This window comes from Mesorhizobium loti, from assembly GCF_013170705.1.
Lineage (GTDB): Bacteria > Pseudomonadota > Alphaproteobacteria > Rhizobiales > Rhizobiaceae > Mesorhizobium > Mesorhizobium loti_D.
Genome location: NZ_CP033334.1, coordinates 2,828,622 through 2,848,350 on the forward strand (window position 1 = coordinate 2,828,622; position 19,729 = coordinate 2,848,350).

General features: G+C 60.4%; 14 protein-coding genes. 11 read left to right on the plus strand and 3 right to left on the minus strand.

All coding sequences use genetic code 11. From position 1 onward, the window contains the following. Position 1: 1 nt before the first annotated feature. The 4 genes from asnB (at position 2) to EB815_RS13745 (ending at position 7,940) form a co-directional block, all read left to right on the plus strand. On the plus strand, positions 2–1,999 hold the full coding sequence (gene asnB, locus EB815_RS13730; RefSeq protein ID WP_056567865.1) for an asparagine synthase (glutamine-hydrolyzing): 1,998 nt from the start codon (positions 2–4) through the stop codon (positions 1,997–1,999). Between the two features lies 1 nt (position 2,000). After that, a complete protein-coding gene (locus EB815_RS13735) occupies positions 2,001–4,211 on the plus strand; it encodes a GumC family protein (protein WP_056567868.1) in 2,211 nt (736 codons plus the stop codon). 73 nt (positions 4,212–4,284) lie between these two features. Continuing rightward, positions 4,285–6,519 (plus strand): oligosaccharide flippase family protein, encoded by a 2,235-nt coding sequence (locus EB815_RS13740; protein WP_056567871.1) that lies wholly within the window; start codon positions 4,285–4,287, stop codon positions 6,517–6,519. 218 nt (positions 6,520–6,737) lie between these two features. Continuing rightward, a complete protein-coding gene (locus tag EB815_RS13745) occupies positions 6,738–7,940 on the plus strand; it encodes an acyltransferase family protein (protein ID WP_081294814.1) in 1,203 nt (400 codons plus the stop codon). A 226-nt stretch (positions 7,941–8,166) separates the two neighbouring features. Here the strand turns inward: EB815_RS13745 and EB815_RS13750 are convergent, their stop codons facing one another. Beyond that, a complete protein-coding gene (locus EB815_RS13750) occupies positions 8,167–9,297 on the minus strand; it encodes an NAD-dependent epimerase/dehydratase family protein (RefSeq protein ID WP_244493990.1) in 1,131 nt (376 codons plus the stop codon). 178 nt (positions 9,298–9,475) lie between these two features. Next, positions 9,476–10,000 (minus strand): helix-turn-helix transcriptional regulator, encoded by a 525-nt coding sequence (locus EB815_RS13755; RefSeq protein ID WP_245303329.1) that lies wholly within the window; start codon positions 9,998–10,000, stop codon positions 9,476–9,478. Positions 10,001–10,443: 443 nt separating this feature from the next. Between EB815_RS13755 and EB815_RS13760 the strand changes: the two genes are divergently transcribed. Further along, positions 10,444–12,186, plus strand: coding sequence for a sensor histidine kinase (locus tag EB815_RS13760; protein ID WP_065005146.1), 1,743 nt, complete (start codon positions 10,444–10,446; stop codon positions 12,184–12,186). A gap of 90 nt (positions 12,187–12,276) precedes the next feature. On the opposite strand, the gene EB815_RS13765 is transcribed toward EB815_RS13760, so the two are convergent. Continuing rightward, complete coding sequence (locus tag EB815_RS13765) at positions 12,277–12,951, minus strand: LuxR C-terminal-related transcriptional regulator (protein WP_056567881.1); 675 nt, start codon at positions 12,949–12,951, stop codon at positions 12,277–12,279. Between the two features lie 573 nt (positions 12,952–13,524). On the opposite strand from EB815_RS13765, the gene EB815_RS13770 reads away from it, so the two are divergent. From EB815_RS13770 to EB815_RS13795, 6 genes are read left to right on the plus strand one after another with little or no spacing between them, the layout of a single operon-like run. Continuing rightward, the gene (locus EB815_RS13770) at positions 13,525–14,247 is read left to right on the plus strand and encodes a nucleotidyltransferase family protein (RefSeq protein ID WP_056567884.1); all 723 of its coding nucleotides are present in this window, start codon (positions 13,525–13,527) and stop codon (positions 14,245–14,247) included. A gap of 51 nt (positions 14,248–14,298) precedes the next feature. Next, positions 14,299–15,435, plus strand: a complete 1,137-nt coding sequence (locus EB815_RS13775) for a DegT/DnrJ/EryC1/StrS family aminotransferase (RefSeq protein ID WP_056567887.1) — start codon at positions 14,299–14,301, stop codon at positions 15,433–15,435. Beyond that, positions 15,432–16,106, plus strand: coding sequence for a sugar transferase (locus EB815_RS13780; RefSeq protein ID WP_056567890.1), 675 nt, complete (start codon positions 15,432–15,434; stop codon positions 16,104–16,106). The genes EB815_RS13775 and EB815_RS13780 overlap by 4 nt, the downstream gene beginning before the upstream one ends. Before the next feature lie 45 nt (positions 16,107–16,151). After that, complete coding sequence (locus EB815_RS13785; protein ID WP_056567893.1) at positions 16,152–17,156, plus strand: SDR family NAD(P)-dependent oxidoreductase; 1,005 nt, start codon at positions 16,152–16,154, stop codon at positions 17,154–17,156. Next, positions 17,153–18,421 (plus strand): hypothetical protein, encoded by a 1,269-nt coding sequence (locus EB815_RS13790; protein WP_081294813.1) that lies wholly within the window; start codon positions 17,153–17,155, stop codon positions 18,419–18,421. Before EB815_RS13785 ends, EB815_RS13790 begins: the two co-directional genes overlap by 4 nt. Continuing rightward, positions 18,408–19,667, plus strand: coding sequence for a polysaccharide biosynthesis/export family protein (locus EB815_RS13795; protein WP_065005145.1), 1,260 nt, complete (start codon positions 18,408–18,410; stop codon positions 19,665–19,667). The genes EB815_RS13790 and EB815_RS13795 overlap by 14 nt, the downstream gene beginning before the upstream one ends. The last annotated feature ends 62 nt before the right edge of the window (positions 19,668–19,729 follow it).

Below are 19,729 nucleotides of genomic sequence, written 5' to 3' on the forward strand. Positions count from 1 at the left end.
AATGTGCGGGATCGCCGGAATTCTCTTGGCGCCAGATGCAGCCGATACCAATGCCCTCAGGGCGATCGGGCCGATGGCGATGGCCCTTCGTCATCGCGGGCCCGATGGCGAGGCATTCTGGAAGAGTCGCGAGGCCGGGATCGCCTTCGGCCACCGACGTCTGGCCATTGTCGACCTGTCGGAGGCGGGGCGCCAGCCGATGCATTCTGCGAGCGGCCGCTACGTCATCACTTTCAATGGCGAGATATACAATTTCCGCGATCTGCGTCGCGAACTGGAGGGGGAGGGCCATCATTTCCGCGGCACCAGCGACACGGAAGTCATGCTGTGCGCGATCGAGAGCTGGGGCCTCGATACGGCACTCCAGCGCTTCGCCGGCATGTTCGCTTTCGGACTATGGGATCTGAAGAAACGGATTCTTCATCTCGCCCGCGACCGAATGGGCAAAAAGCCGCTCTATGTCGCCTCGACACGTGAAGCGCTCGTCTTCGCCTCGGAGCTGAAGGCGATCACATGCTTCCCGGGCTTCAACCCGGAAGTCGACGTCGATGCGGCGGCGACGATGCTTTCGAAAGGGTGGGTGCCGGATGACCTCTGCATCTGGCAGGGCGTGTTCAAGCTGCCGCCCGGTTCAGTTCTGTCGGTGACGGCGGCGGATTTCGCCAATGCCCGCGGCGCCGGGTCGCTTGCGCATCGTGTTCGCCGCTGGTGGTCGCTGGCCGATGTCGCCAGCAAGGCGCAACGGGATCCGATCGCCGGCAGCGACGAGGAGCTTACGACAGAGCTCGACAGGCTGCTTGGCCTTGCCGTCAAGGAACGGATGATTGCGGATGTCCCGCTTGGCGCCTTCCTGTCGGGCGGAATCGACAGCTCGACGGTCGTCGCGCTGATGCAGGCTCAGTCCCGGAAGCCCGTTCGCACCTTCACCATAGCATTCGGTGAGAGCGGGTTCGACGAGGCCCCTCATGCGGCCGCGGTTGCTCGGCATCTGGGCACCGATCATACCGAACTTCACCTTTCACCGGCCGCGGCGCTTGAAGTCATTCCGGAACTGCCGCGGATCTGGGACGAGCCGTTCGCCGACGAGTCGCAGATACCGACGCTGCTGGTCTCGCGCCTCGCCAGGCAGCACGTAACCGTGGCTCTATCGGGTGATGGTGGCGACGAGTGTTTCGCGGGCTATTCCCGGCACTTCCTGGCAACGCGCCTCAGAAGGCAGCATGAGCTGCCATCATCGTTTCGTCGAATGTTGGCGGCGGGGGCTGGATTGCTGGCCCAGGCCTCCCACCGAGACATCTTCGGCAGCCTGCCGCTTTCGGCGAGTGTGCGGCACGGATTGCGCGGTGACAGGTTGAACCGCCTCGCCGGCCTGCTCGCGGCGCGAGACGAAGACGAGCTGCTTCGGCAACTGACGGGGTCTTCCACCAACAGCCTCCTTCATCGCAAGCCGCCGGCGTCGCTTGCCGTCGCGGCAGAGCTCGACGACCTGCTTTCGCGTCTCCTGTTCGACGACATGACAGGCTATCTGCCGGGCGACATCTTGGTGAAGCTCGATCGCGCCACCATGGCCAACAGCCTCGAGGGGCGGTGCCCGATCCTCGACCATCGCGTCGTGGAATTCGCCTGGCGCCTGCCGACCAGCGCCAAGGTCCGAAATGGCAAGGGCAAATGGATCCTTCGCCAGCTCCTCGATCGGTATGTCCCGCGCTCGCTGGTCAATCGGCCGAAGCAAGGTTTCGACGTTCCGGTCGGAGCCTGGCTGAAAGGACCCCTGCGCGATTGGGCAACGGATATCATAGCCACGACACGCCTGTCCGGAGACGGGATCATCGACTGTGCGAAGGTCGACGCATGTTGGCGCGATCACCTGCGTGGCAACCAGGATCATTTCCGCGACTTGTGGCCGCTGCTGATGTTCCAGGCGTGGCGCAACGAAGCCATGCGGCCATCGGCGCCGTCAACGCATCTTTCTTACGATATCGAACTGACAGGGGATTGAGATGGAAGGTTCCATAGCCAGCCGCGCCAGGCTTCCGCGCGCTACGCAAATGGCCGTCGCTACGCTTGACACCAATTCGCGGATGAGGCGACCGCCACGCGAGCATATGCAACCGTCGTCTCCCTTCCATCAGCTCGTCGTCACCCTGGCGACGAGAAAATGGTTCTTGCTTGCCGTTGCCCTTCTGGGTGGCATCCTGGCCGGCTTGGCGGGTCTTACCCGTCCGGTACTGTTCGAGGCGACGACGCAGGTCATCATCGACGCCCCAAGCACCGGCAATCCGGGCGGCACGGCGCTCGTTCAAGACTCGCTGGATTCGAGCATAGATGACCATCTGACGATGCTCTCGTCGCAAGCCCACCTGCGTCGAGTTCTGGTCGCGCTACGCAAGGCTCAGGATGCCGATGCTGCCGGAAAAAACGGCGTCAGTGCCGTCCCGCCCGCCGCTGGCTCATTCGTGAGCAATCTCCTGAACCGGATCTGGTCGCAGGACAAGCCGGCGGCGGGAAGTCCGGAAGCGGCTGAGGCCGCCGATGCCGCCGAGCTGAAGACGCTGCGGAACGGGATGAGGGTCGGACAAGAGTTGCGCTCGCGCGTCATCACCATCGGCTTCACCGATGCCAGTCCGGCGCGTGCGGCGCTCATCGCCAACACATTCGCTCAGGTCTATATCGAAGACCTCGTGCAGAAACGCCGTGCATCGGATCAGCACGAACTGGAGTCGCTGGTCGCCGGTCTGCCGCAAGTACAAAAGGATCTGGTCGAAGCGACCGATCGGCTGGAGACCTACCGGCTGACACACGGCGCCGTTGATCAAGGTGCGGCCAACAACGCAGCCAATGAAACAGCGGAACTCGGCCGGCAGATTTTCCTGTCGAAAGCCAATCTTTCCGCCTCGGAATCGCGCCTTAGCCATATCGAGGACCTGCGAAAGGCGGGCGCCCCTGTCTCGGCCATAGCCGAAGAGATCGGATCGCCTGTGCTGACGGACCTGATGGCACGCCAGCCGGCCGCCGCGAACGGCGATCCGGGCAGCGCGATCACCCTCGAGATGGAACAGGCCATCGCGCACATCGCCGCGGAGGCGAATGTCTACCGCGCGCAGGTCGCGGCTCTCGAGGACCGCAAGAGAGTGCTCGACGCGGCCGTGGCCGACACCGCGAGCCAGCTTTCCGGATTGCGTGCCCTCGAGCCGCAGGTGGCCATCGTGACACAGCACTACAACGAGCTCCTTGGCCGCCAGCAGGATCTGATACGGCGCATCGCCGCTCCTTCGCCAGGCGTAGCGGTTCTTTCAACGGCATGGCCGCCGTCAAATCCCAAGACCCTGTCGCCAATTTTCCTGATTCCACCCGGCATGATCGTGTTTGGCCTGATGGGGGCGGTGTTCGTTCTGATCCGCAACAATTTCAATCAGACCTTGCGCAGCGAAGCTGAAGCCGAGGCCGAGCTTGGGATTCCGTGCATAGGGCTGCTTCCCAAGGTTTCGGGACTTCACGCGAGACAGCTGCGGCATCTGGTACTGGGCCAGCAGAACTCACCGTTCAGTCGAGCCGCGACATCCCTTCTCGTCACCGCGGCGCCAACCCAGGGCAGGGGTCAGCCGCCGCATATCATCCTCGTTACGTCCAGCATCCAGGACGAGGGCAAGACAGAATTGGCATGGAGCCTGGCGCTGGCGGCAACCAGACTGGGCGGAAAGGTGCTTTTCCTCGACCTCGATCGCAAGGACGTGCGGCTCACGAACGAGTTTCGTGGCGAATTCAGCACCGTCAAGGCCCACAACTCCTTCGGAGACTATGTGAGTGAACGCTGCACGCTGCAGGATGCAATCACGAGAATGCCAGAAATCGGCATCGATCTCATGGCCGCTCCAGCCCCTTCGGATGATCTGCTGACGCTTCTGTCGACGGTCGACAAATCGCAGTTCACCGACGAACTGCTGTCGGTCTACGACGTCGTCATCATGAACGGGCCGCTGGGACTCGGCGGCCCAGAAACCAGACTTCTGAAGCGCTGGGCTGACGCGGTGCTTTTCGCCGTTCGCTGGGACAGGACGAGGCGCAGCATTGCCCGTGGTGTTCTGGAGTCGCTCCGGGGCGGTGGATCCGTCGCCGTTCCAGTGGGGAGCGTGCTCACCCAGGTGAATCTAAAGAGGCACGGCGGCTACCGGGTCGGGGACAACGCCGACCTCCTGTTGGCGAAGGTTTGATGGGCCGTCGCCTCCGCTTCCTGACAATACCACAGGGAACCAGGTGCGTTCCCACAATCGGACCTGACCCGGAATGATCATTGAATTTTTTGGACCGCCAGGATCCGGCAAGACAACCTTTGCACACGCGCTGGCGGAGCAATTGCGTGGGAAAGGCTATAACGCCAAGGTCGCCCTCAGCTATAAGCCCAGCACGAGGGCGGGAAGCCTTGATCTTGGAATCGTTCTGTTCATCACGAGAATCGCGTCGGCAATATTCTCGACTTTAAGAATATTGCTTTCCTCGGGGGGGATAGCGAACGATCTTTCCTTTTCGCTGTCGATTGTAAGATTGATAACGCCAAAGAAGAGAATCTGGCGCGCTCGTATCTGGCGATATCTTCTGCATCTTTCGCATTGCTGGAGCCGGGCCAAGCGATCGCCTGATATTATAATTTTCGACCAGGGATACGTTCAAGCGATTGGAACGCTGGCGACCTTCAATGGGAACACAGACAACGACGTGCTCGCAACGGCGCTCAGCCTCGCGCCGCGGGCCGATCTCACCATCAGGCTGGTGGTGCCGTCCGATGTCGTGGAGAACCGTTTACGGCAGCGGATCAAGCACCAACCGCCGGCGGAGCGGGTTTTTGAGGCCGACTTGAACGTGAATATGCTCTCCGTTGGTGTGTTCGAATCCATAAATGACCTCCTCGCGACTTCCGGCCGAAAAATCATTCCCGTCGACAATGTCGACAGTCAATCGACGTTCAAGGGTATTTGTACGGTCGAGAAGCAAATCATTTCCGCGCTTTCGCGGATGGATAGGGGATTGGCAGGTCAAGACCGAAGAGAAGGCGTCCCCGATACCCACGTCATGGGTCTCGACAGTCGCGTGTCTCGAAAGGCTTCAGTTTATCCCGCCGCCCCTCCCTCAACAGCCACACCTCGACGGAACAAGGACGTCGGCTCGCGGCTCGCTCGAGCAAGCGTCTTCGCCCTTTTGATATATATCGGAGGTGCCGGGCTGACGAGCCTTGCACAGCTGGCCATTGCACGTCTCATCGGGCCCGGCAATTACGGCATCTACTCCTATGTTCTGGCTTGGACCTCAGTGCTCGCCTATCTGGCAACGCTTGGTTTCAATGTATCCTTGTTGCGTTTTGTGCCCGCCTACAGAGCCAACGGCAGGCTTGATCTGGCGCGGGGGGTGATAAAATTCGCCCTGCAGAAATCGCTTCTTGCGGCGACGCTATTCGGGATGACGGGCGCTGCCCTGGTCCTCGTCTTCTCGGATCATGCGCAATCGGATCACATGCGAAGCGGACTTGAGATCAGTATCGTGCTTGGCATGGCGGCCGTACCCTTGGTTACCGCTTATGCCATTGGCGCTACGCTCATACGTGCCTTTGGGGGCGTCGTCTCGGCGCTCTTGCCGGAGCGCATCGTGCGAGATGGGCTCCTGCTGATATTGGTGGCGATCATGGCCAAGTCCGCACTACGGGTCGTGGACGCGCCGGCGGTGATGGTGGCGGTGCTGATCAGTTCCGCCTTCACGGTAGGGCTGGTGTTCATCACCGCGAGGAGGTTTGAACCACCTGGGCTGCGGCAGACTCAGCCTAGTTATGAATCAAGGGAATGGTGGTTTGCAGCCCCACCGCTCATGCTCATCACCGGGCTCGATGTTTTTGTCAGCCGGGCAGGGGTGCTGGTCTTGGGCTGGACAGACCATATTCGTGAAGCCGGTATTTTCGCCTTGGCGTTGAATGTCGCGATGCTTGTGGGGCTCTCTCGCATCGCCGTCGCTACCATGTTTTCGCCAACCGCGGCCGATCTGCATGCCAGGGGAGATCGTCAGGCCCTGCAGCAGCTCTTCGCACGAGCCACGTTGCTTTCCGCTGGTGGCGCCATAGCGGTGGCCATCCCCATGATGTTGATCGTCGAGCCGTTCTTGAGCTATTTCGGTGAGGGCTACAGCGCGGGAGCGCCAATCGCGCGTGTTCTTATTTTGGGATATGTCTTTGTCGCGCTGTGCGGGCCTCAGCAGAATCTCCTGACCATGACTGGAAACGAATGGGCCGCCGCAACGACGATGGTCGCCGGCGCCGCGGCCAACATCGTGGCCTGTGCCGTCGGCGTCGCGATGTACGGCCCGATCGGCGCTGCCGTGGGTGTCGCGCTTGCCCTGAGTATCTGGAGCGTTGCCATGGCCATCTATATCGGCAAGCGACTGAAAATCTTGCCGGGCTTGGTTTTTGCTCTGCTCTCGATCAGGCCGAGCGCGATTGACGCCCAACAGGGGAATTGGTTCTTGAGGGCGGGCAAATGAGGCACTTCATCCATCGGCGCCGGTCCGCGTCATCGAACAGTCGGTGAACGAAAGCCTGGTGCATGTTCATCGGCATCGCGGCGAATGGGCTTGGCACCTCCGAGATGGCTGATAGCCTGCTGGCAGGGCCATCATATTTTACGGGCAGTGTCAGTCATTCGAAGGATGCGTGAGTTCCGGACGGTCGTCACCGTGTTGTGGCAAGCTGCGGAGCATCCATGGGACAAGAACCAATGGAGTCGGCCTCGACGTCTTCGATGCGCCATCGGTCCGAAAGATCGACGCCTGTCGAGCCCGGTCAACGTCAAACCCTCACACAGGTCCAGGTTCTGCGCGCCCTCGCGGCAACTTCGGTTGCGCTGCGTCACGCCCAGCATGATGCGGCGAGCCTGGAATTGGAGGCCGGCCGAACCTTTCAAGCCTGGAATCCGGTACCATGGAGCGCTGGAGTCGATATCTTCTTCGTGATTTCCGGCCTGATCATGGTGCACACGTCGCGACAGCTGTTCGCAAAGACGGGTGGCGCGCGTCTCTTTCTTTCTCGCCGGATAGCTCGGATTATCCCGCTTTATTGGTCGGTCACCACGCTCTATCTTGTCGTGGCGTTGCTCGCTCCCACCTTCCTCAACCAGACCTACATCAATTCCAGGTTCGTAATCGAATCCTACTTCTTCATCCCCGCCACTCGCCCTGACGGCGTCGTTCAGCCGCTCTACGAGCTAGGCTGGACACTCAACTATGAGATGCTTTTCTACGTATTGTTTGCGGCGGCGATCGTGCTCCCCATGCGCTGGGCCGTCACGGTCCTGCTCACGACCCTGGTTGGGATGGTGTTCGCGGGCCGTCTCGCGGCGCCTTTGCGAGAGCCATTCGCGTTCTGGACCGATCCGATCATTCTCGAGTTCGCCCTTGGCGTGATGGTCGGGATCATGTGCGCCTCTGGCCTGCGGCCATCCGGTCTCATCAGGGCCTGCGTCGCTGCAACGGGACTGGCCGCCCTGATGCTCGCGGCGGCATTTCCCGAAATCTCGATCGGCATTGCCCGCCCCGTTGTTTACGGCATCCCGGCATCTCTCATCGTCTGGAGTGCCGCCTTGGCGCCAAGTGAGTTGAGGCATGAAAGTCGGGCCGCGCGATGGGGCGCTGGTGTTGGCGATGCGTCCTTCGCTCTCTACCTGCTGCATCCGTTCGTGATCCGCGCCATGCGTATCATCTTCTGGCGAACTGGCCTGATTTTGTTGCTTGGCCCATGGACCTTTATCGCGTTGGCGCTGGCGACCACTTTCGGCGTGGCACTCATCACTTACCGCCTGTTCGAGAAGCCGCTGACTGGCCGTGCCCGGCGCCTCTTGGGAGTCGGGTCCGGCGCCCGGCAGCAGTTGCGTCCATTTCCGGTGCCGGCGTATCCCAAGGCAGACTGATCGAGCGCCACAGTGCTGCCGGCCAGGGCAATTCCGGGGAAAACGGGTTTCCAGAAAAATAATGAAAAACAAATAGTTAAGAAAAGTTCGCCATGTCCATGAGATGATGAACTGCTCCAGGGGGCAGGGCGAACGCCATCCGTTCGCACGTGGATCCCATGGGCTTTGGGTTGATGAACCGGCGTTGTCCTCTTTCCGGTTACCGCCAGCCACCCGCTGTCTTGTTCTATGCCGGAATGAACGCTTGCCTTTCCCGGCTGGCCTGCTTTCCGTGAAAATCCCGGTACCATTCCACGAACCGTTGCACGCCGTCCTCGAGTGCGGTTGCCGGCGCGAAGCCGACAGCGCGGCGAAGATCGCCGACGTCGGCGCGGGTTTCCAGAACGTCGCCCGGAGGCAAAGGCACATTGACGCGAAGTGCGCGGCGGCCGAGCGCCGTCTCGATGATGGCGATCAGGCGGTTGATCTCCTCGGGCCGGTCATTGCCGATATTGTAGATCCGATAGGGCGCCGAACTGGTGGCGGGATCGGCTGCCTGACTGTCCCAATCGGGATCGGCGCGCGGCGGCGCGGCGAGCACGCGAACCACGCCTTCCACGATGTCGTCGATATAGGTGAAATCTCGCCACACGTGGCCGGCATTGGCGATTTCGATCGTTCGTCCCTCGGCTATGGCATGGGTGAATGTATAGACCGCCATGTCGGGCCTGCCCCAGGGACCATAGACGGTGAAGAAGCGCAATCCGGTCACCGGCAGGCCGAACAGGTGGCTGTAGGAATGCGCCATGCATTCGTTGGCGCTTTTGGTCGCGGCGTAGAAGCTGACCGGATGGCTGGCGCCATGGTGCTCGGAAAACGGTATGCTTCGATTGGCGCCATAGACTGAGCTCGACGAAGCATAGACGAGATGGCCGACGCCGGTGCGCCGGCAACCCTCCAGGACATTGAGAAACGCGACGATGTTCGACTGCACATAGGCATGCGGGTCGACGAGCGAATAGCGCACTCCAGCTTGAGCGGCGAGGTGCACAAAATGCGACGGCCGGAAGTCCGAAAACAGCGCTTTCACGAGCGCCTGGTCCGCGAGGTCCATCCGCATTGGCGTGAACCTCGGCTCGGCGCAGAGGCGTGCAAATCGCTCTTCCTTTAGCCTTGGATCGTAGTAGGGCGTGAAATTGTCGACGCCGACAACCTCGACGCCGTGTCGCAAAAGTCGTGACGCGACATGAAATCCGATGAACCCAGCGGCACCTGTGACGACGACCGGCCCAGCGCGCGCAAGTTCCGAGACAGCGCCGTCAGACTGCACGCGAGCGGCATCCGCCAGCTTCCGCCCTGTCGAATTCAGTTCGGCCATAGCAAGTCACTCCTGTTTCGAGACCCCAGGCGCTGCCTGTGTGCGACCGCATCGAAATGGTGAGAGAGAGCGGCGTCAGTTCCACGACCTGAGCAACGCAGCCGCCGGCTGCGTTGCAACGCTGGCTCCCGATCGTGTGGATCCGGACGGATGCTGATATCCGGCGGGGTTGCCTATCTCACGGCAGGACCGAAATGCGCCCCAGAAGAGCAACCAGCTCTGCCTGGCGCTTCGTCTCGGTCTTGGCGAACAGAGAGGCAAGCTGGGAGCGGATCGTCGTGCGGCTGAGGCGCCAACTGCGAGCGATCTCCAGCGGCGCATCGCCTTGAGCCAGGCGCAATGCCAGCTGCGTTTCCGCGCTGGTCAGGCCAAACATCCTTTGCAATGTCTGAGGATTGGCCGCTGAGGTGTTCTCCCGATCCAGCAAGGCGACGATGCTCGTCCCGTCGGGTGCGATGACACCCGTTTCATTCAGGATCACCGGCCTGTCGCCTCTGCTGCGGATCACCACCCATGACAGCGAGCCTGGCTGGAAATGGACCGGAACATTCGCGACCAGTCGCCTTAGTCCCGCGGAAAGCTCGCTGGCCGTTTCGGCCGCTTCGCCCTGGCGCTCCAGTGTGTCTTGAGCGGCCCCGTTCCATTCGATTACTTTTCTGTCGCGATCCAGCACCAGATAGCCGCAGCCTATGCGGTCGAGCATGCCGGTTATGGATTCCAAACTGCGTCGCCGCGCCCCGCCAATTCTGGCGTCCGATCGATCCGGGAGCTGTGTCGAGCGTGCATTGCGAGTATTCCTTAGTACGATGTATTGGCTGCCCGCAGCCACGTCGTTGTGCCTGTCAATCAGTGTCATAGCTTCTACCCCAACCCTAGTTGCTTCTGACGCAAGTAAATTACGCATTATTTACTTGCTCTAAATTTTACATATCGCCCAGAGCGCGCTCCTCTGTCTTGTGTTTCGACATAGTTGAAGAACTCCGCGGCAGAACGATTCCGCAGCGTTCGTCGAAATGTACGTTCTGATGAGCCCTTCCAACCCTCGATCTTATTCGCCGGGAAAAGCGTGGCAATCCGGCAGTGGTACTAGGTTGCCCTTTCATGGCCTAGTCTCGACGGACTAGACGGAAGGTTGTAGTCTGGCGCATGGGTTCATTTCTGCGCCGACTGAAATTGAATGTGTCAGGCTCCCCGTTAGCTCATGTAGCTTCGCTGTTGGTGCTGGCGGTCTCTTTAGTATTCGAAGCAGCAAATACAGTACATGTTGGGCAGGATGCAGCATTTATTGCATTTATTCCGGCGATTATTGTCATTGCATATCTCGAAGGGCGATTGCTCGCCATCGCCGCGACACTTCTCATGGCAGCCGCCGGCTTGTGGGAACGGCGCGTCCTGAACTCTCAAATCTCTGCGGAGGATTGGACGCGCGCCATCTTCCTTCTGGTTTCGGGTGGGCTGATCGCGTTTGTGTTTCACCGCCTGCGACAGGATTTGCGCGAGGCGCTTGAGGTCGCAGAGGCAAGGCTTGCTGCCATCGATGCCGCCGAGGGCCGCTATCGTTGGGCCTTCGAGCGCGCGGCTTTGGGTTTTGCGAATGCCAATCGAAGTGGCGAACTGCTGCAATCGAACAGACGTCTTTTTGAGATGACCGGCTACGGAGAAGAGGAACTTGCGCAACTGGAGCTGGAGGCGCTTGTTCTTCCTGACGATCGAGATGCCGTGCGGGATTTGTTGAAGGATCTGAGCAATGGCGCCGCGTCATCCGCTGCGGATGTTCGCCTGTTGAGGAAGGACGGCAAGGCATTCTGGGCTCGTCTGGCCCTGTCTTCGTCGCGGCCCGACGAGGTCTCCACCGAGAGCGTGTTCGTGGTGATCGACGATATTTCCGAGCGCCGAGCCGCACGCGAGGCTCTCCGGGCTCAGAAGGAATGGCTTGATCTCGCCCTGTCTGCCGGACGCCTGGGCACGTGGCGTATCGATCTCAAGGAGGGGACAGTCACGGGCTCCGACAAGTTCTGGGACATCCTTGGCCTGCCGCCAACGCGCGTCCGCCCCCTGGAAGAGCTCTCGACCGTGATTCATCCGGCCGATTGGCTGAAGCTGGCGGCCTCGGCAAAACCATCGTCCGGTGTGAATTACGACATAGAGATCCGTGTCCGACGCACGGACGGCCATGTGCGCTGGATTGCCCTGCGTGGTCGGCAGGAAAAACACGGCGATCGACCGTTGCGCATCGGGGTGGCTGCCGATCTCACCGAGCGTCGACAAACCACGCTTCTTCGCGCTGCCGTGAAGAAGCGCGAGCGCATCATGCGCGAAGAACGCCATCGGTTCAGCAACCTGTTCCCGGTCATCACGGCCTTGGTGAAGATGATCAATGTTCCCGAGAACGACGTTGCCAAATACAAGGAAATGCTGATCGATCGGATCAGAACGCTGGAAGCGACTCACATGCTCCTTTCAGGTCACAGCAATATTTCAGGGCTGCTTCACGAGCTCGTGGCCCAGGAACTGCAGCCCTTCAAGGAAACACGGGATATAACGATCAGCGGCCCCTCCGTTTTAGTACCAGGTGGCGCCGCCGAGAGCTTTGCGATGATACTTCACGAACTGACGACAAACTCCGTGAAACACGGTGCGCTGGGTGACTCACAAGGCAGGGTTGAGGTTAAGTGGCAATTCGCACCCGCCGGCGCGGGCGACGATCTTGTGTTCGACTGGGTGGAATCGGGGCGGCGGAAGAACGCAAAGGTCGTGCGCCACGGTTTCGGTTCCATGATAATCGGAGTCGACGGCACGCCGCTTGTCGGCCATTCCCCGAAACTGGAAATATCGGAGCATGGACTGCGGTATTCATTGCGACTGTCGCGGAAGGAAATCGAACTCTGAAGCGCGCCATTTGCGCGACGGACTCGTGATACGCTTTAAGTTCTCATACCGTGCATGTCACCCAAACCACCTACCTTGAGCGATCCGTCGTCAGTTGACATTCCTCGACAGCCAGCTTTGCAGCAAAACGGCTGCTTCGGTCCGGTTTCGGACCCCGAGCTCGCGCAGAATGGCGGCAGCATGGATTTTCGTTGTCGCCTCGGCAATATCCAGATTGCGGGCGATCTCCTTGTTCGAATATCCCTCCGCCATCAGTTTGAGGACATCCTGCTGTCTCGGTGTGAGTCTGTCGAGATTGGCGCCGTTCACGCTCCGACGAATTGGATTTTTCGCCGGGGGCAAGGTCGGATATTGCCTCTCAGCCGACGCTCGAGACAACAGCGCCGGCACATAGATCCGGCCGGAGAGGATCTCGTTTACGGCCAGCACGACTTCCTCGTCTTTCTGCGACTTGACGATGTAACCGTGAAGTCCGATCGAAAGAGCGGTCAGTATCTCAGAGCGCGAATCATCCCCGGAAACGATCGCAAAGCGCGTGCCAGGATAGGCCGATAGAACGTCACCGAGAACCTCCTGATTGAACAGTCCGGGCATGTTAAGGTCGAGGATCGCAAGGTCTATGGATGCCTGCTCCTCAAGAAGATTGACCACGGCATCGAAACACGCAGCCTCGAATATTTCGGCATTCGGAATGCCAGCCATAAGTGCCAGCCGCAAGCCGCGCCGATACAAGCCGTGATCGTCAGCGATGACGATCCGATACATTGAACTACCCCAACGCTCACTCGGTTCCCGACGAGAAAACCCGCTGAAACCTCCCATTCCTCCGTGATGGACACAACTGTGGCGATGCTGAAAGTCGTGATCAACCACCTGTCGTGACATCACAGTGATATCCACGGCGTCCCCACCCGCGAACATCACGCATGGATAATATAATCCTAAATTGCGAAAAAGCTTCTGTTATTTTTTTTAACCCTGCGCGAGCTACCTGGCCTGCTGAGCGATATCGAGCACGAGAGGTCGCGGTGCCTCACGGCTTTTTGATGCCAGCACCTGCCTTCGCTGGGGCCCCAAGGGCCAATACCCGTACTCGGCGAACGCTGCTCGCGGCCAAGTCCTGACCGCTCAGGCAGGCCTCGATTTCGCGGAAAATTCAATACCGGAAAAGCGTTGGCTCGTTGCCATTCGAATGCACGACGACAGCCACCCCAGCTGTCACATACCCTTCTCGTATGATGTTCGGATTGCCGCCGAGGGTCGGACCGGATGCCAGTCCGAATGAACTCGAACACGAGATGCCCGGACAGAACCAAATTGTAATTCAGGGAGGATCGGATGAAAGCGGTGATTCAATGTGGCGGAATGGGCACGCGCCTTCGGCCCTTCACGTCGGTCTTGCCGAAACCCTTGATGCCGATAGGAGCCCGGCCCGTTCTTGAGTTGCTTCTCAAGTGGCTGCGGCGCAACGGCATAGAAGAGGTCTACATCACGACCGGCTATCTCGGGCACCTGATCCGCAGCGTCTGTGGAGATGGATCGCAATGGAATCTGAAGATCAGATACACCCAGGAAATGGAGCCGCTCGGCACCATCGGGCCTCTGTCCCTGATCAGGGAAGAACTGAACGATACATTTATCGTGCTCAACGGCGATGTTCTTACCGATCTAAGCCTCAGCCGGTTCGTGGCCGCGCACCGCATGCACAAGGATCCGGTTACGATCGCCACTGCCTGCCGACTGATCAAGATGGACTTCGGCGTCATCGACGAGGTCGACAATGCCGTTCAGCTCTTCAGGGAAAAACCGACACTTTCCCATCTCGTCAGCATGGGCATTTACTGCATGAACCCGGATGTCCTGCGGTTCATTCCTTCCGGCATCCCATTCGGGTTCGACGATCTGATGCTCCAGATGATGCAGGGCGGCACGGCCGTGCATGTGTACAAGCACGACGGTCTCTGGCTCGACATCGGTCGTGTTGACGACTTCCAGAACGCACAGGCGATTGCCTGGGAAGAGCAGTCGACCTCGATCGAGGTCGCCGCCGCGGCCGCGTGAAGACTTCAGATGTAGAGGCCGAACCAGCAAATAACAGTTCAGGAGGTCAAGATGCTCTTGGTGAGCGCACCAATTCTAGGTGTACCGGAGAAGGTAGCCCTATCGAAGGTGATTGATAGCGGCTGGCTTACCATGGGAGAGCGGGTACAAGCTTTCGAGCAGGCCTTTGCCGACATCCATGGCGCGCAGGATTGCGTTGCGGTCGGCTCTTGTACCGCGGCGCTTCATCTCATCCTGCATGCGCTGGGAATCGGCCCGGGCGACGAGGTGCTGGTTCCGTCACTGACCTTCGTGGCGACCGCGAATGCCGTGCTGTATGTCGGGGCCACGCCGGTCTTTGTGGACATAGAGTCGGCGGACGTGCCGCTGATGTCGCTCGCGGAAGCCGAAGCGCGGTGCACGCCACGCACAAAGGCGGTCATTCTCGTCCACTTCGCGGGCTACCTCCCCAATCGGGAGCAATGGCAGCGTTTCGCCCGGGCTAGAGGGCTGCATATCATCGAAGATGCCGCGCATGCCCCTGGCCTGAGGGAAGTGGGGACATTCGGCGCAGCGGCTGCCTTCAGCTTCTATGGCAACAAGAACATGACAACGGCGGAAGGGGGCGCCGTGATTGCGCGCGACCCCGATCTGCTCGACAGGATTCGCCAGGCCCGCGGGCATGGCATGACCACCGGGACACATCAGCGGCTGAACAGTCGTACGCCGCAATACGATGTCACCATGCTCGGGTTCAACTACCGCATGGATGAGCTGCGGGCGGCGATCGGACTGGTTCAGCTGCAGAACCTGCAGGAGTGGAACGAAATCAGGCGCATCCTGGCCGTACTGTACCGGCGCCTCATCGCGGAACGCTGCCCTGCCGTGACAGTTCCCTTCAGCGAACCCCGGACTTCGGCTTACCACATCATGCCGATCCTCCTGCCGCGCTATGCGAGGCGGCAGGATGTTATCGACGAACTGCGGACGCTGGGGATACAGACCACGATCCATTATCCGCCGGTGCACCAGATGACGTTCTATCGTGAGCGGTATCCCGACACTCATTTGCCGCGCACAGAGGATTTTGCTCAGCGAGAGCTGACAATTCCACTGCACCCCCAGATCACGTCACCTGTCGCGGAAGCAGTTGTGGCTGCGCTGGCAGCCGCGCTCAGCAGCGGCGCCCAGACAGGAACCGCGGCATGAATGCATCAGACCTCTCCCTCCACCGGCGTCTCGTCTCAAGCCCCACGCATGGCTTCGTGAGACGTTCGATCGATCTCGCGGTCGCCGGCGCCGCGTCCGTCATTTTGGCACCGCTGATGCTGCTGATTGCCGTGGCGCTTCTGCTCGAAGGTGGCCGCTCCGTCTTGTTCGTGCAAACCCGTATGGGCGCCGGCGGCCAACCCTTCCGCATGTACAAGTTCCGCAAGTTCAGGGTGGACTGCAGCTCCCAGGGCCTCGCCCTGACCATGGTTGGCGACAGCCGCATGACGACCGTAGGCCGGTTCCTCGCCGCGACCAAACTCGACGAATTGCCGCAGCTATGGAATGTCCTCAAAGGCGAGATGGCGATCGTTGGACCACGACCCGAGAGCCTGGCTTTCGCCGATTGCTTCCACGGTGGCCTGGAGGCCGTTCTGCGTTACAAACCTGGCCTGCTGGGCCCAACGCAGGTTCTTTTCCGGCACGAGGCGCGTTTCTTTCCCCAATCCGTGGATCCGATCCTGTTCTACCGGGAGGTCATTTTCCCGGCCAAGGCAAGACTCGACCTGTCCTACTATCCGCAGCGCACCATCGGCTCCGACATCATGTGGATGGCACGCGGCTTCCTGGCGGTTGTCGGCTGGGTTCCATCACCGCCGATCGACGTATGAACTCCAAATGGAAAGCGCTTCATCAAGTCAAGGGAATGCGCAGTCATGAGCTACAATGGCAAGAAAGTTCTGGTGACAGGCGCGGATGGATTTATCGGTTCGCATCTCACCGAAGCGCTTGTTCGCAACGGGGCGGATGTCACGGCCCTGGCGCTCTACAATTCCTTCGACAGCCATGGGTGGCTGGACGATTTGCCGGACAACATCCGCGGCCGGCTGAAGCTCGTCCGCGGTGACGTCCGCGACAGCGCCTTCCTGAACCGGATCATGCGTGGCCAAGCTGTTGTGTTTCATCTGGCTGCCCTCATCGCGATTCCATATTCCTATGCGGCCGCCCAGTCTTATGTGGAAACCAACATCCTGGGCACGGTGAACGTGCTCGAAGCGGCGCGCCAATGGGAGACGGAGCGGGTAGTGCATACCTCCACGAGCGAGGTCTACGGAACTGCCCAGACCATGCCCATTCGCGAAACGCATCCGCTGCAGGGACAGTCACCCTATTCGGCATCCAAGATCGGCGCCGACATGATGGCGGAGTCCTACGCCAGGTCGTTTGATGTTCCAGTCGTCATCATGCGGCCCTTCAACACATATGGTCCTCGCCAGAGTGAGCGCGCCATCGTGCCGACCATCATTCGGCAGGCCCTCGACCCCAACTGCCCGGCGATCATGGTCGGTGATACGAGCCCGATCCGTGACCTGACCTTTGTCGAAGACACCGCCGCGGCGTTCCTGACGGCAGGCTTGGCGGGGCTCGAATTCGGCCACGCCTACAATGCCGGCAGCCAACGTGCGGTGACCATCTCCGACGTATTGGACCTCGTCCTCGAATTGAGCGGTTCCAAAAAACCGATCCATCGCGACGAAAGCCGTTTGCGGCCGCAAAATTCGGAGGTTCGCGCCCTGCTCGCCGATTCCTCGCGCTTTGAAAGCGAGACGGGATGGCGGGCGCAGACCAGTCTGCGCGATGGGCTCGAGCGGACGATCGCATGGTGGCGCGCGCGCCTTGGCGAAGGCCGGGTGCGGCGCGAAAAGGGTTATATGACATGACCCTGCTGCGCCGGCATGTGGTGGCACTGTTGCTGATTGCCGGTGCCGTATTCCTGAACTTCTACATGGCCGGCGGCCGGGCAAGCAACGCATCGGGCCCGCCGGTGGCGGCCAACCTTCCGGACTATCTCGGTGAAACAAGGGATCCGGCGTCCGGCACGGTCTTCTTGCGGATCACAGAACCCGGAATTCTCGGCCTGGCCGGTGTATGCGGGACGAAATACTGCACCCACCGCTATTCAAGCGCACAGGCCTGGAATGCCGACCAGAGCCTTCTTTTGATCGTCAATGGTTGCGGTGGCATGTGCTTTCTCGACGGCCACAGCTACGTGCCATTATTCCACCGCGACCGCTCGATTGAATGCGAATGGCATCCCAGGGATGCCCAGCTGATGATCTGCGTTGCCGGCCGGCAGATTTCAACCTGGGCGCCACGCACCAACCATGAGGATGTCGTGTTCGCCTCGTTGGCCTACAGCCAACTTCAGTTCGGGCCTAACAAAGGCAATCCGAGCCGCGATGGCAACCGCATTGCCGTGCGTGCGACGCGTAATGACGGCAAGGCGGTGGTCTTCGGCTACGACCTGAAGGAGCGGAAGAAGTTCCCGGATATCGATCTTGCCCAGCTTCCAGGAACCACCGGCTCCTGTTCGATCTCCCCGCTCGGGATCAACATTTTGTGCTCACAGGCATTGCCGGACGGCAATGAACCGAACTTCATCTTTTCCATCGACGGCGTCCTGCGCCAGAAGTGGATGGAGCACCACCGGCCCGGTCACGGCGACATGACGGTCGATGCCGACGGCAGCGAAATCTATGTCGGGATCAGCAAATCGGATCCCGACAAATATCAGGTGATCAAGCGCCGATTGGCTGACGGCAAGGTCACCTCGCTGATGAAATATGGCGAGGCCATGCATGCGTCGCTCAGGTCGCTGGACAGGCCGGGCTGGGTGTTTCTGAGCTATGGCGGTACGCCAGCCGAAATAGCGCAGCACCCGGATTGGGCGCCTTACGCTCAGCAGGTCATTGCATTGCGCCTGGACGGCAGCGGAGAGGTCCGCCGTGTCGTCGACACGCAAAACGCGCACTTCGATTACTGGAGCGAGACGCATGCCTCGCCGTCTCCGGATGGCTCACAGGTGATCTGGTCGAGCAATTGGGGCGTGCCCGGTGGCCCGGTATACGATTTCGTTTCTCGTCTTGAATGGCCTTCGGAGCCGGTGCCGAACCAGAAGGAGATTGTCGCAAATGGCCTTCACTAAACGAACCGTTCTTGCCTCGGTTGCCGGGATGTTCCTGACATCGATGGCTGCCGCCGGCGAGGTCGAGCCCTATCGCCTGTCACCTGGCGATACAGTCGAGATAGGGATAGCGCCAATTCCGGATCGGACGCAGCGAGCCGTGGTCCAGATGGACGGCAATATCGCCCTTCCCGAAGTCGGGATGGTTATGGTCGGGGGGTTGACCGCGTCCGAGTTGCAGAACCGGATGCAGACGCTTCTGCCGGCCACGATCTTTCACCTGCGTTTGCCGGATGGACGAGAGCAGATGGTTGTCGTCAAACCAGGTGATATAACGGCCATCATCGCCGACTATCGTCCGATCTACGTGACGGGCGACGTGCTTACGCCGGGACAGCAGGCTTACCGTCCGCTCATGACCGTGCGGCAGGCGCTCGCCGTCTCCGGCGGCTTCAGCCTCTTGCGGTCACGGGCGGGCCAGACCGGACCCGACCCGGTCGATCTCAGGCGTGATTACGAAACACTTTGGGGGGACTACACCAAGGAGTATTTTCACGCCGCCCGTCTCCGCGCTGAACTTCAGGACCAGGCGGATTTCGACAAGCAGACACCGCAGGGGTCGCCTCTGTCGCCCAGCGTCGGGGCAGCGATCGCCCAGGCTGAGGCGGATGCGTTGAAGATAGCGCTGGGCGACTTCCAGCAGGAACAGGCTTTCCTTGAGAAGGGCCAGAAGGACGCGGCCGATCAGATCGATCTTTTGCAGAAGCGCGAACAGGTCGAATCCGAGAGCGTGAAGGCGGATCAGGACGACCTGGCGAAAGTAACCAAGGCGTTCGACGCGGGCAATCTGACCAACACCCGGCTCGCCGATGTCAGGCGCGCCTTGCTTCTCTCTTCAAGCGGTGCGCTGCAAACCTCGGTCGAGCTCATGAGAGCGCGGCGCCAGCAGGAGGACTATGTCAGGCAGCGCGAACGCAATGACAATCAGAGGAAAGTTGGCTTGCTGACGGATCTGAAGGACACCAACGCGCGGCTGGGGGATGTCACCGCCAGACTCCGCGCCGCCAGCGAGAAGTTGCAGCCGACCGGAGCGTCCGCCCAGCCATTGCCGATTGCCGGCGAAACGATCCAGGCTCAAGTCACCATTGTGCGCAAGATAGGCCACGAGTGGCGCAAAATCTCGGCTGACGAAGATACGATTGTGATGCCGGGGGATACCGTCGAAGCCAAGTTCAGCAGTGATCTGCAAAGTGCCGCGATCCAATAGGCGGCTTCGATCCGCCGGCCGATAGAAGGGGGCTTGGGAAACTGTTCGATTGGAGGGTCGAA

Coding starts and splice junctions, on each gene's coding strand:
- EB815_RS13790 (WP_081294813.1), top strand. CDS start 17,153: ATGACCCTGCTGCGCCGGCATGTGGTGGCACTGTTGCTGATTGCCGGT.
- EB815_RS13760 (WP_065005146.1), top strand. CDS start 10,444: ATGGGTTCATTTCTGCGCCGACTGAAATTGAATGTGTCAGGCTCCCCG.
- EB815_RS13745 (WP_081294814.1), top strand. CDS start 6,738: ATGGGACAAGAACCAATGGAGTCGGCCTCGACGTCTTCGATGCGCCAT.
- EB815_RS13780 (WP_056567890.1), top strand. CDS start 15,432: ATGAATGCATCAGACCTCTCCCTCCACCGGCGTCTCGTCTCAAGCCCC.
- EB815_RS13765 (WP_056567881.1), bottom strand. CDS start 12,951: ATGTATCGGATCGTCATCGCTGACGATCACGGCTTGTATCGGCGCGGC.
- EB815_RS13785 (WP_056567893.1), top strand. CDS start 16,152: ATGAGCTACAATGGCAAGAAAGTTCTGGTGACAGGCGCGGATGGATTT.
- EB815_RS13795 (WP_065005145.1), top strand. CDS start 18,408: ATGGCCTTCACTAAACGAACCGTTCTTGCCTCGGTTGCCGGGATGTTC.
- EB815_RS13735 (WP_056567868.1), top strand. CDS start 2,001: ATGGAAGGTTCCATAGCCAGCCGCGCCAGGCTTCCGCGCGCTACGCAA.
- EB815_RS13740 (WP_056567871.1), top strand. CDS start 4,285: ATGATCATTGAATTTTTTGGACCGCCAGGATCCGGCAAGACAACCTTT.
- EB815_RS13775 (WP_056567887.1), top strand. CDS start 14,299: ATGCTCTTGGTGAGCGCACCAATTCTAGGTGTACCGGAGAAGGTAGCC.
- asnB (WP_056567865.1), top strand. CDS start 2: ATGTGCGGGATCGCCGGAATTCTCTTGGCGCCAGATGCAGCCGATACC.
- EB815_RS13755 (WP_245303329.1), bottom strand. CDS start 10,000: ATGCTCGACCGCATAGGCTGCGGCTATCTGGTGCTGGATCGCGACAGA.
- EB815_RS13770 (WP_056567884.1), top strand. CDS start 13,525: ATGAAAGCGGTGATTCAATGTGGCGGAATGGGCACGCGCCTTCGGCCC.
- EB815_RS13750 (WP_244493990.1), bottom strand. CDS start 9,297: ATGGCCGAACTGAATTCGACAGGGCGGAAGCTGGCGGATGCCGCTCGC.